Origin of the sequence: Donghicola mangrovi (genome assembly GCF_013377535.1) — a bacterium.
GTDB classification, from domain to species: Bacteria; Pseudomonadota; Alphaproteobacteria; order Rhodobacterales; family Rhodobacteraceae; genus Donghicola; species Donghicola mangrovi.
Genome location: NZ_JABCJE010000008.1, coordinates 144,156 through 159,401, shown reverse-complemented (window position 1 = coordinate 159,401; position 15,246 = coordinate 144,156). Strand labels below are relative to the sequence as shown.

Sequence of the window (15,246 nt, the reverse complement as noted above, 5' to 3'; positions counted from 1 at the left end):
GTCAAGCTGCAGGTGAGCTATACCGACGGCAATGGCACCAAGGAGACCGTGACCTCTGCGGCGACCTCGGCGGTGACCAACGTGAACGATCCGGTCACCGGCGCCGTCACCATCAGCGGCACCGCCAAGGTGAACGAGACCCTGACCGCCAACACCAGCACCCTCGCGGATGCGGATGGCCTTGGCACCCTGACCTACACCTGGCTGCGGGATAACGCAGTGATCGTGGGGGCGACGGCGGCCAGCTACACCCTTGTGGCGGCAGACGTGGGCGCGACGATCAAGGTGAATGTCAGCTACACCGATGGCAACGGCACCCCCGAGGCGGTGATCAGCGCGGCCACTGCGGCGGTTGCGAATGACGGCACCACCTCGACTGCGGCGAACGACAGCCTGGCGTTCTCGGGCGGTTCGGACGAGGTCGACGCGGGCGCGGGCTCGGACAAGGTGAACGGCGGCGGTGGCAATGACACCATCGACGGCGGTACCGGCGCGGACACCTTGCTTGGCGGCACCGGCAGTGACGAACTGCTGGGGGGCGCGGGCGAGGACACCCTGAAGGGCGGTTCGGGTTCGGACGTTCTGGACGGCGGAACGGGCGATGACAGCCTGAACGGCGGCTCTGGGTCGGATGAGTTGTCGGGCGGCACCGGCGCGGACAAGCTGGTCGGCGGTGGCGGCAACGACACCCTCGACGGTGGCAAGGGCGCGGACAACCTGATCGGTGGCAACGGGGCCGACACGCTCAAGGGCGGCGCGGGCGACGATGCGCTGTCTGGCGGCAAGGGCAACGATCTGCTCAAGGGTGGGTCCGGTGCGGACGAGCTGTCGGGCGGGTCGGGCAACGACAAGCTGATGGGTGAGGGTGGCAATGACGATCTGTCGGGCGACAGCGGCAATGACACCCTGATCGGCGGCGGTGGCAACGACAACTTGTTCGGCGGCACTGGCGATGACAGCCTGTCGGGTGGCAGCGGCCGCGACTATCTGGACGGCGGCAAGGACGACGACATCCTGACCGGCGGCTCGAAGGCAGACACCTTTGCGATGGATATCGCGCGGGGCGGCAACGACACGATCACCGACATGAAGGGCGCGGACACGCTGCTGTTCTACGAAAAAGGCGACGTGCTGGAGACCGGCACCGCCGAAGACTTCGTGACCGAATTCGCGACACTTACCGAGGACGGGGTACTCTTCGACTTCGGAGGCAGCACCCTGCTGCTGGAGGGCGTCGAAACCCTTGAGGAGCTCTACGACAACGTCAGCTTCGACTACGGCCTCTAAGGGGCGCACACGACACCAACCACGAACAGGGCAGGGGAAACCTTGCCCTGTTTCGTTTGGAGCGAATTGCCGGAATGCCGTCCTTGGATGCAGGAGTGCGAGGCGCTAGGTTGGGTCCATTCCTTATTCCGCTGACACGTCCGATTTGATCCAGAGCACCGATTATGACTTTTGAAAACGACCCCCCTTACGCCATCCACAAAAGCCAAGGTTTCGACGAATGGCTGAGTAAAACAAAGGGGTCGGTCCTGTTCAGCACCTATCAGGCGGGCAAGATTTTCTTTGTCGGCGGGGCGGACGGGAATGCAAGTGGCGCGCTAGAGCTGTCCTTTCCCCGTGCCATGGGGATCGGCGTGTCGGCGAACCAGCAGCAGCTTTTTCTGGCGACACAGCACCAGATTTATCGCTTCGACGATTTCCTGCGTGGCGAAGGGCAGGACGAAGACGGGCACGACGCCCTTTATATGCCGCGCCTGTCCTGGGTGACTGGCGATCTGGATGCCCATGACATCGTGGCAACGCGCAGTGGGCGCCCGATCTTTGTGAATACCTTTTTTAACTGTCTGGCCACGGTCAGCGCGGGCTATAGCTTCCGCCCGATCTGGAAGCCCGGTTTTATCACCGGAATGGTGGCCGAGGATCGCTGTCATCTGAACGGTCTGGCCGCGGACAAGGGCAGCCCTGCCTATGTCACCGCGGTGTCGACCACCGATGTCAAAGGCGGCTGGCGCGAGGCCCGAGCGGATGGCGGCGTTGTTATTGATGTCCGCTCAAACGCGATCATCACTCGGGGGCTGAGCATGCCCCATTCGCCGCGTCTGTACCGCGGCAAGCTGTGGCTGCTGAATTCGGGACAAGGGGCGTTTGGTTACGTCGATGTGGACACGGGGGCCTTCCACCAAGTCGCCGTTTGCCCCGGTTACGCGCGGGGGCTGTCCTTTGCGGGGCGCTACGCGATCATCGGCCTGTCCCTGCCACGAGAGGGGGGCGTGTTCACCGGTCTGCCGCTTGATGACGTGCTGGCGCGGCACGGGCTGCAGCCCATGTGCGGGATTATGGTCGTGGATACGGTTAGCGGGAAAACCGTCGCGTCGCTCAAGATCGAAGGCGCGGTGCGAGAGCTGTACGACACCCAGTTCGTGCGCGGCATCCGTAACCCCAAAGCGATCGGCTACCGTACGGACCAATTGCGCAAATCGATCTCGATCGACGACAGACCCGCGACCTGATCAGGCGCTGGTACGGGGCAGGATTGTTCTTGTTCAGCACTTCGGTATTCCTCTCTGGGGGCATCGCAGGGGAACTCAGAGGCTACCGCTTACATAAACTTTAACCATTGTGTTATTTTTGCTTTACGAATTGGGCCATCTTTTATGTACTAAAGGAGAGTTTATTTTAATTCTTCGGTATGATTCATGCACCCATATATTTCCCTTCCCAGAACTGCATTTTGGCGTACGGGGGTTGCTGAGGCGGGCCTCTATGGACTTTCCGGCTTGTGGAAAAGCCCTTGGACCCTCCCCCGAGATGCGCAATTCGCGACCTATGGATCTTGTTTCGCACAGCACATTTCTCGGGCGTTAAAAGAGCGTAATATCGGCTGGGTGAATGGGGAGCCTGCCCCGGGGGACACTCCGAAAGATCTCGCTAAGAGCTTTAATTACGGGGTGTTTTCGGCGCGCACGGCGAATATATATACCGCTGCGCAATTGCGGTTGCTCTTGCAAATGGCCGTCGGGGATGTGCCGGTGCGTGAACCCGAGCTTTGGCAGGATCAGGCTGGCGGGTTCCGCGACAGCCTGCGCCCGATGATCGAGCCAACGCCTTTCAGGACCGAGGAAGCAGCCATCGTCTCTCGTGCCGCAATGGTGCGTGGTCTTCGCAAATCTGTCCAGAATTCTGACGTATTTGTTTTCACACTCGGGCTTACAGAAGGGTGGGAAAATACCAAAGGCCAGCCCTACGCCGCGTGTCCCGGCACAATCGGGGGCACATTTGATCCCGAGCAGCATGTCTTTGTGAATTATCGCGCTGCGGCCATCCGCGAGGCCTTGGATGACGCGCTGGTTTTGCTCAAGCGCCTGAACCCCGACATTCACCTTCTGTTGACGGTGAGCCCTGTGCCTCTGACCGCGACGGCGAGCGGCCAGCACGTTCTGGTCGCGACCACGCGGTCGAAATCGGTTCTGCGCGGGGTTGCCGGCGAAATCGCTGAGGACTTCGCTGAAGTGGATTACTTCCCCTCCTACGAGATCATTGCGGGCGCACCGACGCGATCCAGTTTCTTTGCCCCGAATATGCGCTCCGTCGAGCTTGCCGGTGTCAAACTGGTCATGCGCCATTTCTTCGGGGGCCTGAATTTGACCGGCCCCTCCCGCCACGACACCGAGATCGCCGCAGCCAAGAAAGCAGACGCGGCGCTTGAACAATCGATGGCCGAAGAAACCATTGTTTGTGAAGAAGCCATTTTGGAGAGCTACAATGAAGCCTGATCTGATTATCGTTGGCGATAGCCATTGTGGAGCTTTGCAAAGTGCAGCCTTGGCCGCGGGATTGAAGTCGGAAATGTTCTCTTTGTCCGGCAATCACTGGCACGAAAATCAAATTCGCCCGCATAAACGGTGGGGAATGATGTCCAAAAACCGTAGGCCTGTGAATGTCAGCATCTCGAAATTTAGCGAGACGATTGGCGGGTCCATTTTCTCTGATCAGACGCCTGTTTTGGCCAGCATCGGCTACCATTTGGGGCGCATGGTGCCGCCCTTTTCGCGGGCCGGACATACGAGTTCTATTGAGCAAGCCATTGACTCGGATGAGGCGTTTTATGTGTCGGACGCGTTTGTGGATGCGTTCCTCGAAGCCAAGCGCGGGCAATTGTTTCGGCTTCTGAAATGGGCGCATAAACGCTGCGATCTCACCGTCATTGCGCCGCCTATTGTTAAAGATCACGCCGAGACGATGTTGTTCCGAGATCGGATTACGGCTCTTTTGCGGGACGAAGGGATCAACGTGTTCGACCCCTTCGAAGACGCAGATTTGAGTGGCAGAGAGCTACCCGCGAAACTGCGTGCCGAAGATGGTGTCCATGGCAACGTCGACTACGGTGCGATGGTCCTGCGGCGACTATTTGCGGAAAATGGGTTGAATCTGGCGGCCTGAGGTCGGCCCCTCAGCGCCGAAATCCATTCCAGTTAATTGAAATCTCAAATTAGAAATTATTCGGGAATATTAATGTAAGTTCTCGGGGAAAAGAATTGTTTCCCCATTTATAATTCAAATTCAATCATGGGCTGAATAACTTTCCGATGTTTAATGAGGGAAGTTATTACATGGCAATTGCAGGCACTCTGGTAACGCGTTTCGGGTATGACGGTATTCGCTCTGGGGCGACGATAGACGAAGTGGTTGATATCGCCCGATATGCGGCGACCCACGAAACCCCATGGGAGGATGTGGGCTGCACTGCGCTTGTGTGGGCGATCACGAACCTGGCCGGGGTGCCGATCAATCAGGCCTGGAATGCGGGCCGCGCGGTGAACAACAACCCGACCACGCCCGGAGCCGCCTCGGAGCAGGGGTACGCGGTGACCGCCGACCTCGCGGGCGATGGGTGGGACCGCACGAACCTGATCAACAGGGATAATCCCTATGCCGCGATTGCGGTTGGCGACATTTTGCGGCTCGAGGCGGTTAACACAAGCGGTGCCTATGGCCAGCACTCCATGATCGTGACCCGCTATTACGGCTCTGATCCCACTCAAATCTGGGTGGTGGACAATCAGAACGGCGAAGTGACCGAACACCTGCTGTCGGATGTGGTTGCCGGAATGAACAACAACGGTGGCATCGTGACCTTCCTGCGGCACCGGCTTGATGAAAGCTATGTTGCGGAGAACATCCCTAATGGGACCGAAGGGTGGGCCGAGGGGCGGTTCTATAGCATCGCCGAGGATTTGCCGGGCGATACCTCGGCCACAGCGGTGCTGGAACTCGGGACCTCTTTGGACGGTGCGATCGATTTCTCGGGGGACTCTGACTGGTTCAAGATTTGGCTGGTCGCGGGCAACAGCTACAGCTTTGCGGTGCGCGGAGCGGGCAGCGGTCGCTAGAAGATCCGAAGATCCGCATTCGCACCCCCGATGGCGTTCACCTGTCGGATTGGGACAACGACAACAGCCCCCAAACAGATGACGGGCTCGATGCCCGCATCACGGGTTTCACCGCCAGCACCACCGGATATTATTATGTGACGGCCTATGCCAACGGGTCCGGCGTGGGTACCTACCAGATTTCAGCGGTGGCCTCGACCCCAAGCACGACGGCAAACTCAGGGTCCACGACCACGACCGACATCTCGACTGATTTCGATGATGCTGCCTTGCTGACGGTGAATGGTGGGGCGTTTGCCTCTGCCATTGATGCCCTGTCGGATACAGATTACTTTGCCCTGAACCTTGAGGCCGGGAAAACCTACGAGATTTTGGTGGAGGCCACGGCTCAGGGGAACGTCGATCCGTATATCTACTTCTTTAACCCTGTCCTCGGATTGATCGCGCAGAATGACGACGGAGGAGAGGGACAAGTTCGCTCATCACCTACACTGCGACCGTCACGGGCACCTATTACCTGCGCGTTAATGATTATGCCACAGGGACAGGCGGCTATCAGGTCACCGTTTCGTCCCCAGAGGAGGTCGTTGTCGCCGCACCGTCGAGCGGGGATGACAGCGTTTTCGGCAGCAACGGCGGTGATCTGATCGCGGCGCTCACGGGGAACGATACCGTTCGCGGGCTGGACGGCGACGATACATTGCGCGGCAATGGGGGCAATGACCGCCTGTTCGGGGATGATGGCAGTGACAAGCTGTTCGGGAATGGGGGGAGGGATGTACTGTCCGGTGGCAGCGATGCTGACTTTCTGTCCGGCGGCGGGGCCAGAGACCGCCTTTACGGAAATTCAGAGGATGATCGCCTGTATGGCAACGGCGGCAAGGACCGCCTCTATGGCGGAGAGGGCGATGACAGTCTCTATGGCGGCAAAGGGTCTGACAAACTGAAGGGTGGGGCCGGCGACGACACGTTCATCTTTACCGAGGCTGCCACCCTGCGCAACGCCGACAAGATTTTGGATTTCGACGGGGATTATGATCGCATTGGCCTGTGCCAGAACATCTACGGTGGCCTTCCCGTTGGGGCGCTGGACGTCTCTGCATTCGCCTCGAACACGGACGGGGTGGCGGAAGATGCGGCTGGCCGGATCATCTATGAAAGCGACCTTGGCCGTCTTTACTATGATGCCCATGGGACTGGCAGCCAGACCAGACAGTTGATTGCAATCCTCTCTGGCGCGCCGGAACTGGATGCATCCGACGTCTACATATTCTAAGGGCAATTTGCGATCTGAACCGAGGGGCGAGCCCCTCGGCCCTCTACCTATCGAACTCCACCCAGAAATGGCCGGGAAAGCCCGCAATGCCGGGCTTTATCTGCCCGGCCTCTCCGGCCGCGCGGCGCAAATTCTTTTGTGCCAGCAGGGGCTTGAGGATCGCGGGGATGACGGCCTTGTTAATCATGTCACCGAAACAGGTGTGCATCCCGTAGCCCCAGATGATGTAATCGCTCCACGGTCGATCCGTGCGGAAGCTATTCGGATCGGGAATGTCGAGCCTGTCGAAACAGGCCGAGACATTCGCAGCAAAAACGATCTGGCCTTTGCATATCCGAACCTGCCGCAGAGTCGATCGCGCGACCTCGGTATCATGAAGGGCGCGGCGGTAAATGACGGGGTTAAAGGGGTTAAACCGCAGCGCTTCCCAAATGTGTTGGGCCAGCAGGGCGTCATCATCCGCCAAGGCCGCCGCATGGGCCGAGGCAAGCGCCTCGGGACGGTTCAGCAATTCGTCCAGCGCGAGGCAACTTGCCTTGGAGATCGTCGGGATCGCACCGATCAGCAGACCCAGCAGATTGTTGCGAATGCCCAGATCGCTCATCCCGGGGGTGTTCGCCGATTGAAGCGAAAGACACCGGTTCAGGATATCGACCCCATCGGTGGGATTGGCTTTGCGCTCGGCTATGTGGGCATCGAGATAGGCGCGCAGCTCGGCCGCGTGACCCAGCGCTGTGGCCCCGCCTTGGGCATCGGCGGCCAGATCCTGAAACAGGTACCAGAACAGCGTGCTGGTCCATTCCTGCATCTTTTCGCGTTCTCCGCCGCAGCCGAAATAGGTCGCGGTCATGTCCCACGGCACTTCGAGGGTCAACGACGGGACGATGTCGATCCTGCCATCGCTGTCATTAACGATGCGTGTGGCCAGATCGCGCGCCCTTGGCAAAACGGTCTCTGACACGTCGGTAATGCGGGCGGCGAGGCGCATCGCAGAGGTGTCGCGCGTATAGTCCCACCCGGGCTGCATCCCGAGAAAGAAGTTCTCTCCCTCGGTCAGTTGGCGCATTCGCGAGCCGTAAACCACTTCGAAATCGTCGTTGCGGTTCAGAACGTCCAGCACATCGCTGCGGCGGGTGACAAGGGCGGTGCCTGTGTTGTCGTAACTCTTCATCACCACTCTTTTCAGCGCGATGTTCGGCAAGAATGCCCTCAGAAATGCGAACACGCGGCGCTGCGTGGCAGGCTCCAGCAAGAAGTCCCCGATCCGGCCAGACAGCGCGGCCCCAGCCCCCTTGGCGATCAGAAAGGCCAGCGAAAACAAACCCTCTGCCCACAGCATGAGCCGCTGGAGAACAGTCGTGACGATATTCCTGACAGCGTTGAGCATAGTCACCCCTTTTACTGGTATCGGTCAGGTTGGGTCGAAAACCCCCATCGCCATCATCCGCAGCGCCGTCATCGAAGGCGCAAAGAAGTAATCGCCGCCCCGACATTCAACGAACGTCTTGAGCTTGCTCATGACATAGGGCGGCTTGCCGGATTTGGGGTCGGACGGGATGGTGTGGCGGGTATGGTGAACGTGATTGCCAAGCATCGGGCAGGTGTTGTTGCCCTGATGGAAGTCGAGCCCGTATTGAATCCATTGCTGCTGGATAAACTCGAACTGGCGGAACAGGCTGGCGCCCATGATCAGCATGATGACGCCCTGTTCGGTGTCGTCATCCTTGTGCACATAGTTCGGCGCGCCATAGGGCAGACCCCGGCGCAGAATGCGGCGGCGTTTGTTCAGCGCGCTGGTGGCGCCGATGTTCTTTTCCGGCTCGCCGGTTAGCTGATCCAGCCCGCTCTTGTTCAGGGGATCAAGGTAGTCGCGGGTGTTCATGCGGCGCATATGCGCCCCGCCCGGGCATTTATAGCCAGCCATATCGTCGCCATAGCGGAAATCCCGCGCTTCGGGAGAGCCGATGTAGGCCAGCTGGTTCTTGTACCCGTCGATCGGGGAGACCCCTTCGCCGCGGAAGCCCATCTTTTCTCCGAAGGCAAGCCACGCCTCGTAGGTCGGCACCTTGGACAGGGGCACACCATCGGACCAGCGCCCGCACATTTTGGCGCGAATGGTCTCGACCGCTTCTTCGTGGCTGACATCCATCACTTTGGCAAAGCGCTCTGCCTCTTCGTTCACAACGGCGTCGAAGGTGGCGACGTTTTCGTGCAGCTTGCGAAAGGCAAAGAAGGTGCCGTTGTGCATGAACTGCGAGGGCGGCGATGTGGGGGGCAGCTCCTGACTTTCGTCGGGATGGCCAAGGATGAACTCGCCAGTGGCCAAGGGTTCCCAAATGGGGTTTCCGGCCTTGTCGTACTGCATGATCTTGCCTTGGCCGATCACGGCCTCGCTGACATCTTCCTCGGGCAGTTGGCCTTCGAAAACGGGGTTCCCGATCCCGTCGGTAAATCCAAAGTGCTCTTTCGGTGTGGGCAGATTGAGGCCGCCGATATTGTCGAACACCGCAGAGGCATCCTGAAAATCCTGATCGCCCTTGGCGCCAATCCCCCTGAGGTGTTTGACACCGGTTTCTTCGGCGATCTTCAACAGCTCTTCGGTGCGGTCGGCAAAGGCTTGGTGCGGTTTGTCGGGGGCATGGGCGCTCTGGCACTGCGCGTTCAGGGTGATCAGAACGTGGACATCATCGGTGCCAAAGCCCAGTGTGCCGGGCTCGCGGCTGCGTTGCCAGATCGGGTCCCAATGCCTGTCCCAATCATCCTGCTCGGCCGATTTTTCGGTTTTGCTCTGGTCCCGATCCCCGAGGATGAACGCGCGCTGCTTCATCCCCTCGATAAACTCGTCCGGCATCGCTTGAAGGGTGCGAACCGGCAATTGCAGGGCCAGCAATCCGGGGAAGGTCAGCCCCAAATTGGTCGTGCAAAAGGGCCGCGGATTGTCGTCCCCCCAGCGGGATGCGGTGGTCACCAGCAGGCGCACCCGATCCAGAAAGGCACGGCCCGCAGAGGGGCTTGGGAAGTGGAAGAAAATGTAGCGGGCAAAAGGAAAGGAATAACGGCCATAGGCGCGGGTGACATTCCCCTGAATGTCGTTGAGGTTAAGAATACGTGTCATGATCGGAGCGTCCGGTCCTATTGGGTCACGTTGGAGGGGGAAGCCGAGGAAATCACACCCGGCTTTTGCGTCATAGACGTGCGGTCCTGCGGCTTATGCGCCTGAATGAACTGGCCGAATGCCGCGTAGAGGTCCGTGTCTGAAACGCCTTGGTTCTCGATGAAAAAGTCCGAGAAGTTTTGCTGGATATAGAGCGCCTTGAGCACCGAAGGCAGATCGTCATATTTCGCGGGGGCTAGCGGTTTCTCACCGTTTTTGATGGCGTACCGGATGGCCAGCACGGCCAAAATCACCCCCAGCAAGATCGCCCCTAGCCCCGTCGCAAGCGTCGACCAGCCGATCAAGGGCAGATGCGACAGCCCAAAAAGCCAGAGCACCAGCACTAGCGCACCAAGCCCGAGCGGCGCCAAAACGCCGTAAAGCAGCCCTTTTAGTGGCAGGTGGTGAAAGCCTGCCTGATCCAGACTGAGGTAATAGTCGTGAAACGGCATGGTCGTTTCGACGTGGCAGCGGTCCAGATAATTGGCGAAATCGTCGGCCGTTTGCACCGTCTCGAACCCGTAGCAGTTCGAGTAGATGCAGATCAGTTCCTCTTGCATCGTCTCCCACAGCTTGCGGGCATAGCCGGCCCGCACCTCGCGCTGCTGGGGTTCGGTCAGGGTGGTGGGCAGCGGATCGCCCTCTTGGGTGATCGCGTCCACCTCGGCGCAAAACACCAGGTAGGGGGCATTGAGGCGGTCAACCGGATCCGAAATCATCTGGTTCACCCTGCGAAAGCGGGCAAGCAACGGGTTCATCGTGTTGCGCCCGTTGTAAACGACGTCGTCCAGCACGAACATGCGGGCCAAGTGGTTGCGCGTGTTGCGGGCAAAGGGGCTGTTGTATTCAAAGTTTTCCGTCGCCGGCGATTGATGCGCCGTCGGCAGCTTGGCAAGCGCGATGCGCACCCTCTGTTCGTACGAGTTTTGCGGGCTATCCTTGGGTGCACCGGCCTTGATCGGAGCCAGCGTGGTCAGGAAAATGTGGCCGGTATCGAGATCAGGCATTGGTGGGTTTCCTTCCTGCCGCGGCGCGCTGCGCATCAAAGGTCCGCTCGGCGTCTATGACGTATTTCTCGCGGTTTACGTCCGCGCGTTCGGTATCGAGGCTGGCGACAGGCCCAAACCCGGGATCGCCAAGGCCGATCTGCATGTCCAAAGAGGCTTTGCGGTAGGCTGCGGCGAATTCCTCGGCAGAGGCTTCGCCGTGCAGTCTGGTCAGCTCGAGAATATGGTCATAAATCAGGAGGCTGGTTTTGACGTCCCGTTGGGCTGATCCGGGGGTCGCGTTGTAATAGTAGTCGGTATTGATTTGGTTGAACGTGATATAGTCTTTGAAAGGCGTAATCGGTATTGATTTCGGGTATTTGCGAGATGAGTACCAAAACAAATCAAGGCCACTGGGGATGCCGTCGGAAAAGGCATCGATATACTGGTCCCAAGTCCCGTTAAAGTTCGAGCAGAACAAAATGTAATCGTTCTGCAACTGCTCTTCGCCTTGGCCAAGGTTTGGCCAGTCCTTTGGCTTGATGATCACCCAGCGCGCAAAGTGGATGAGAGAGAGCCCCAGCAACCCAAGCAGGTTCTCCGGCACCCCCCGAGCGGCCATGAAAAGCAGGCGATTGATCCATGTGATCTTGGGATTGCTCGGGGTAACAACGTTCATCGCATAGGCTTTTCCGGCAATATTCGACATAGCGAACCCTTGATTGGAAATAAGTCTGGGAAAAATCTCTGAAAACGATTCTAGTTGCAGCGTAGCACTACTTTGAGAAGATATAAGAGAAAATTCGGTGCGCAGTCGCGCATCCGAGAATTCAGCAGAGTGTAATTGAGGCTGTATTGGGGCTGTCTTTGTCGGGTGCCAAAGGGCACTTGCTGCCGTGAATTCTATAGCAAATGTGGACCATTTCTGGTCTCGGTCAGACGTGTAGGTTTTTGGGCCCAATCTTTAAATGGGCGTCAATTTCCTGAAAGAATACAGTCGGTTTCCAGATCGCCCTTTCGGGAATTTTAGAGTGCTTTGTGTCCACACCTCAATTCACCGACTGATACACCCGCGCGCTATCCTCTTCGAACCTCCGCAATTCGTCCAGCCGCTTCTCCTCGGTCCAGTTCAGGGCGGCGGCGGTGATGCGGGACAGTTCTTCGGCGCGGGCAAGCCCCAAGTCGGGGTTCAGGCCATCGGGCAGGCGGCGGCGGATCAGGTCGGACAGGTGGACGACGTGCTCGGGGGTGATCCTCTGGCCGATGCCGTCATAGGTGGGCGGTTCGATCATCCCTGTGGGCGCGGGGCCGCGGCGGCCAAGGCGCTGCTCGACCGTTTTCGCGGCCAGCCGCCCGGCGTGGCGGTGCAGCATGATGGTCGAGCCGGTCATCGTAACCAATCCGGGGGCATCCTGCGATTGGTGGGCGCGGACCAGATTGCGCGGGCTCTTGCCGTCAGTCGAGGTCACGGGGCGCACGCCGCACCAAGCGTGCAGGACGTGATCGCGGGTCAGGTGCAGGTCGGGGAACAACAGGTTCGCCTCGGACAGGATATAGTCGATCTCTGCGTCAGTGACGCGGATCTCGTCGGGGTTTTCGGTGACGTGGGTCTCGGTCGGGCCGATGAAATGGTGATCGCGCCAAGGGAACACGTAATAGGGCTCGCCCTTGCTCGAGAACGCCTCGAGGCCCTGGCCCCGCCATTCGGGGGGCAGTTGGACCATGACGTTCACGCCTTTGATCCCGACAATGCGGGGTTGGGGGCCTTGGGCGCCGGTCAGGCGATCAACCCACGGACCGGCCGCGTTAATCACCATGTCGCTGATGACTTGGACCGTTTCGCCATCGTCCGCGTCCTCCAGATCGGTGACCCAATGGCCGTTCTGCTGCCGGATGCCAGTCACGCGGGTGTAGGTGCGCAGGGTCGCGCCGCGCGCCTCGGCGTCCAGCGCAGTGTCCACGCAGATACGCTCGGGCCAAGCGTACATATATTCGTCAAACGTCCCGATGCTGAGGGGAGCATCGCCAAGGCCGCCAGCCATCGGCACCTGCCGCGCAGCATCCGCGGGCGACACGCGGCGATAGGCCAAAGGCACCTTCCACGCACCAAGCGCCTCGACCAGACGAAAGCCGATGTCCACCAGCCACGGCGGATACTGATCGCCCTTGCGGAAGGGATAGACAAAGCGGTGGCGGGTCAGGTGCTGGGGCATATCGCGGACCAACTCGGCCCGGCAGAGCATCACATCGCGGGTATAGAGCAGCCGTTGCAGCATATCGATCGGGTGCAGCATCATATGCCAGAGGGGATAGCGCACGGCCAGATATCCCAGCCCCGAATAAAGCATCCGGCTGGACCGCGACGACGTGCCCGCGCCGATATCCCCCCGATCCACCAGCAGGGTTTTGTAGCCCCGACCAGCCAGCTCTCGGGCGGTGGCGCAACCGACGGCACCGGCTCCGACGACGACAACATCGTAATGGGTGTGTCCTAGGGCAGTCAGCGGCGGGCGTGGCATTGGGGTCCCCTGTCGTCAGGCACGGGGACTCAGCGCCCGCAGGTCAAAGCGTAGGGGCGGCTGGCCTGTGCGACAACTGAAATATTCATTCGTGTCTCCAAAATAGACATACATGAACATTATCGAATGAGGGCCCTATTTCCCCTTGGGCCGGTTCTGCAACGCTACGCGGATTTCAGCGGCGGCGTCTGTTAGGTCCGCGCGCAGGGCTCGAACCGCCCCATCGGCATCCCCACGACGCACCGCATCAATGACCGCTTGGTGGTGGTTGGCCCCCGTGCGGGACAGAACGCCACTGCGCACGGTGCTCATCAAGGGGCCGTAGCGCATCCACAGCAGCTCGATCATGTCCAGCAAATCGGCGTTCCCCGCCGCCCCATAGAGCGTGAAGTGGAACCGCTGGTTGGCGTGCAAATAGGCCTTCAGATCCTCGGCGGCGGCATGGCGGGGCATCTCTGCGTTGATCTGGGTTAACGCATTGGCCAGCGCGGCCCCTTGTGCGGCGGCCAGCCGCGTGGCCTCGCCTTCCAGCAGCAAACGCAGGGGCAGCAGTTCGTCCAACCGCGCCAACGTTGCCTCGGGGATGCGCAGGGATCGGCGGGGCGGAGCCTCCATCGCTTTGGCGGCGATCAGGCGGTTCGTGGCCTCTCGGATCGGCATTTGGCTGGTGCCAAAAGCCTCGGCCAGTTGGGGCAGGGTCACCTTCTGACCGGGCGTGAATTCCCCGTTCATGCAGGACTGCTTCAGCGCCCCATAGACGTAATCCAGATCGGACACCGGACGGCGGGCTTCGAAGGCGGGAATGGGCGGAGTGGTCACGGGCGGCCTCTTTGTCTGCTGTCACGGGTTTCGCAAATCTGGCCCGAATTTCAAGCGCGCACCATCGGGGCGGTTCACGGGGGTCAGAAAGATCGTTGACTCATTTATGATATCTGATCAGGTTTTAGAAATCCAGAATCGAAAGGGGCATTTCGTGGACCAGACAAAACAGACAGTAGCCGTGATCGGCGCAGGGCTGATCGGATGCAGTTGGAGCGCGCTTTTTCTGGCATCCGGTCACGAGGTGCGCCTTTTCGACCCGCGAGCGGAGGCTGGGGACATCGCCCGCGCCTTTCTGGCCGAGGTGCGCCCGACCCTGACCGCGCTGGGGTACGACTGCAGCGGTTTCGACGCCCCTGCGTTAACCATCTGCGCCACGACGCAAGAAGCCGTAACGGGCGCCGGAATCATCATGGAATCCATCCCCGAGCGGCTGGACCTGAAGCAGACCCTCTATGCGGAAATCGAGCCCGCCTTGCTGCCGCAGGCCATCGTGGCGACCAGTTCCTCGGGCCTCAAACTGTCCGATCTACAGGCGCTGATGACCGATCCGGCGCGGTTGGTGATCGCGCATCCCTTTAACCCGCCGCACCTGATCCCCTTGGTCGAGCTTTATGGCAATGACCGCACCGCGCCAGATGTGGTGCCCACCGCGCGGGCGTTTTTCGAAGGCTGCGGCAAGGTCTGCATCGAGCTGAAGAAAGAGGTCCCCGCCCATGTCGCCAACCGTCTGCAAGCGGCCCTCTGGCGCGAGGCGATCCACTTGGTCGCCGAAGGTGTCGCCAGTGTCGAGGACGTGGACAAGGCCGTTTGGGCCGGACCCGGCCTGCGGTGGGCGGTGATGGGCCCCCATATGCTGCTGAACCTTGGCGGCGGCGAGGGAGGCCTGCGTGCATATATTAACCAGTTCGCCGACAGCTATGCCGCGTGGTGGGACGATCTGGGCCGCCCCGCGCTGACCCCCGAAACCGTTGCCGCCCTGACCGACGGGCTGACCCAAGAAATCAACGGGTGCGACTATGCCACCCTGCGCGCCACCCGCGACACCCAGCTTTTGTCCGTGCTGACCGCCTTGCGCGCCACCCGCGCTTAACCA

At 60.1% G+C, this 15,246-nt stretch carries 14 protein-coding genes; 8 read left to right on the top strand and 6 right to left on the bottom strand.

Features of this window, described 5'->3' with window-relative positions:
• The 7 genes from HJ536_RS21170 to HJ536_RS15515 all read left to right on the top strand — a co-directional run.
• Positions 1-1,287 (top strand): calcium-binding protein (locus HJ536_RS21170; RefSeq protein WP_276529522.1); only part of this gene is annotated, 1,287 nt, incomplete at its 5' end.
• A 164-nt stretch (positions 1,288-1,451) separates the two neighbouring features.
• Positions 1,452-2,516, top strand: a complete 1,065-nt coding sequence (locus HJ536_RS15540; RefSeq protein ID WP_177158413.1) for a TIGR03032 family protein — start codon at positions 1,452-1,454, stop codon at positions 2,514-2,516.
• A gap of 186 nt (positions 2,517-2,702) precedes the next feature.
• Positions 2,703-3,779 carry a GSCFA domain-containing protein gene (locus tag HJ536_RS15535; RefSeq protein WP_177158412.1) on the top strand — a complete coding sequence of 359 codons (1,077 nt, stop codon included), beginning with the start codon at positions 2,703-2,705 and terminating at the stop codon, positions 3,777-3,779.
• The gene (locus HJ536_RS15530; RefSeq protein ID WP_177158411.1) at positions 3,769-4,446 is read left to right on the top strand and encodes a hypothetical protein; all 678 of its coding nucleotides are present in this window, start codon (positions 3,769-3,771) and stop codon (positions 4,444-4,446) included. Before HJ536_RS15535 ends, HJ536_RS15530 begins: the two co-directional genes overlap by 11 nt.
• 170 nt (positions 4,447-4,616) lie before the next feature.
• On the top strand, positions 4,617-5,396 hold the full coding sequence (locus HJ536_RS15525; RefSeq protein WP_177158410.1) for a hypothetical protein: 780 nt from the start codon (positions 4,617-4,619) through the stop codon (positions 5,394-5,396).
• On the top strand, positions 5,336-6,043 hold the full coding sequence (locus HJ536_RS15520) for a hypothetical protein (RefSeq protein WP_177158409.1): 708 nt from the start codon (positions 5,336-5,338) through the stop codon (positions 6,041-6,043). Before HJ536_RS15525 ends, HJ536_RS15520 begins: the two co-directional genes overlap by 61 nt.
• Positions 6,040-6,672, top strand: a complete 633-nt coding sequence (locus HJ536_RS15515; protein WP_228028749.1) for a calcium-binding protein — start codon at positions 6,040-6,042, stop codon at positions 6,670-6,672. The genes HJ536_RS15520 and HJ536_RS15515 overlap by 4 nt, the downstream gene beginning before the upstream one ends.
• A 43-nt stretch (positions 6,673-6,715) precedes the next feature.
• Here the strand turns inward: HJ536_RS15515 and HJ536_RS15510 are convergent, their stop codons facing one another.
• The 6 genes from HJ536_RS15510 to HJ536_RS15485 form a co-directional block, all read right to left on the bottom strand.
• Positions 6,716-8,059, bottom strand: a complete 1,344-nt coding sequence (locus HJ536_RS15510; RefSeq protein ID WP_177158407.1) for a cytochrome P450 — start codon at positions 8,057-8,059, stop codon at positions 6,716-6,718.
• A 24-nt stretch (positions 8,060-8,083) separates the two neighbouring features.
• Complete coding sequence (locus HJ536_RS15505) at positions 8,084-9,787, bottom strand: Dyp-type peroxidase (RefSeq protein ID WP_177158406.1); 1,704 nt, start codon at positions 9,785-9,787, stop codon at positions 8,084-8,086.
• Positions 9,788-9,804: 17 nt separating this feature from the next.
• Positions 9,805-10,833, bottom strand: a complete 1,029-nt coding sequence (locus HJ536_RS15500; RefSeq protein ID WP_177158405.1) for a hypothetical protein — start codon at positions 10,831-10,833, stop codon at positions 9,805-9,807.
• Positions 10,826-11,521 (bottom strand): hypothetical protein, encoded by a 696-nt coding sequence (locus tag HJ536_RS15495; RefSeq protein ID WP_177158404.1) that lies wholly within the window; start codon positions 11,519-11,521, stop codon positions 10,826-10,828. The genes HJ536_RS15500 and HJ536_RS15495 overlap by 8 nt, the downstream gene beginning before the upstream one ends.
• A 340-nt stretch (positions 11,522-11,861) precedes the next feature.
• Positions 11,862-13,331 carry an FAD-dependent oxidoreductase gene (locus HJ536_RS15490; RefSeq protein ID WP_177158403.1) on the bottom strand — a complete coding sequence of 490 codons (1,470 nt, stop codon included), beginning with the start codon at positions 13,329-13,331 and terminating at the stop codon, positions 11,862-11,864.
• A 135-nt stretch (positions 13,332-13,466) separates the two neighbouring features.
• Positions 13,467-14,150, bottom strand: a complete 684-nt coding sequence (locus tag HJ536_RS15485; RefSeq protein WP_338082445.1) for a GntR family transcriptional regulator — start codon at positions 14,148-14,150, stop codon at positions 13,467-13,469.
• A gap of 154 nt (positions 14,151-14,304) precedes the next feature.
• Here HJ536_RS15485 and HJ536_RS15480 point away from each other — a divergent pair, with 154 nt between their 5' ends.
• A complete protein-coding gene (locus HJ536_RS15480; protein WP_338082444.1) occupies positions 14,305-15,243 on the top strand; it encodes a 3-hydroxyacyl-CoA dehydrogenase NAD-binding domain-containing protein in 939 nt (312 codons plus the stop codon).
• The last annotated feature ends 3 nt before the right edge of the window (positions 15,244-15,246 follow it).

Excerpts from the sequence above, each read along its gene's own strand:
- HJ536_RS15540 (WP_177158413.1), top strand. The coding sequence starts at position 1,452 with ATGACTTTTGAAAACGACCCCCCTTACGCCATCCACAAAAGCCAAGGT.
- HJ536_RS15535 (WP_177158412.1), top strand. The coding sequence starts at position 2,703 with ATGCACCCATATATTTCCCTTCCCAGAACTGCATTTTGGCGTACGGGG.
- HJ536_RS15530 (WP_177158411.1), top strand. The coding sequence starts at position 3,769 with ATGAAGCCTGATCTGATTATCGTTGGCGATAGCCATTGTGGAGCTTTG.
- HJ536_RS15525 (WP_177158410.1), top strand. The coding sequence starts at position 4,617 with ATGGCAATTGCAGGCACTCTGGTAACGCGTTTCGGGTATGACGGTATT.
- HJ536_RS15510 (WP_177158407.1), bottom strand. The coding sequence starts at position 8,059 with ATGCTCAACGCTGTCAGGAATATCGTCACGACTGTTCTCCAGCGGCTC.
- HJ536_RS15505 (WP_177158406.1), bottom strand. The coding sequence starts at position 9,787 with ATGACACGTATTCTTAACCTCAACGACATTCAGGGGAATGTCACCCGC.
- HJ536_RS15500 (WP_177158405.1), bottom strand. The coding sequence starts at position 10,833 with ATGCCTGATCTCGATACCGGCCACATTTTCCTGACCACGCTGGCTCCG.
- HJ536_RS15495 (WP_177158404.1), bottom strand. The coding sequence starts at position 11,521 with ATGTCGAATATTGCCGGAAAAGCCTATGCGATGAACGTTGTTACCCCG.
- HJ536_RS15490 (WP_177158403.1), bottom strand. The coding sequence starts at position 13,331 with ATGCCACGCCCGCCGCTGACTGCCCTAGGACACACCCATTACGATGTT.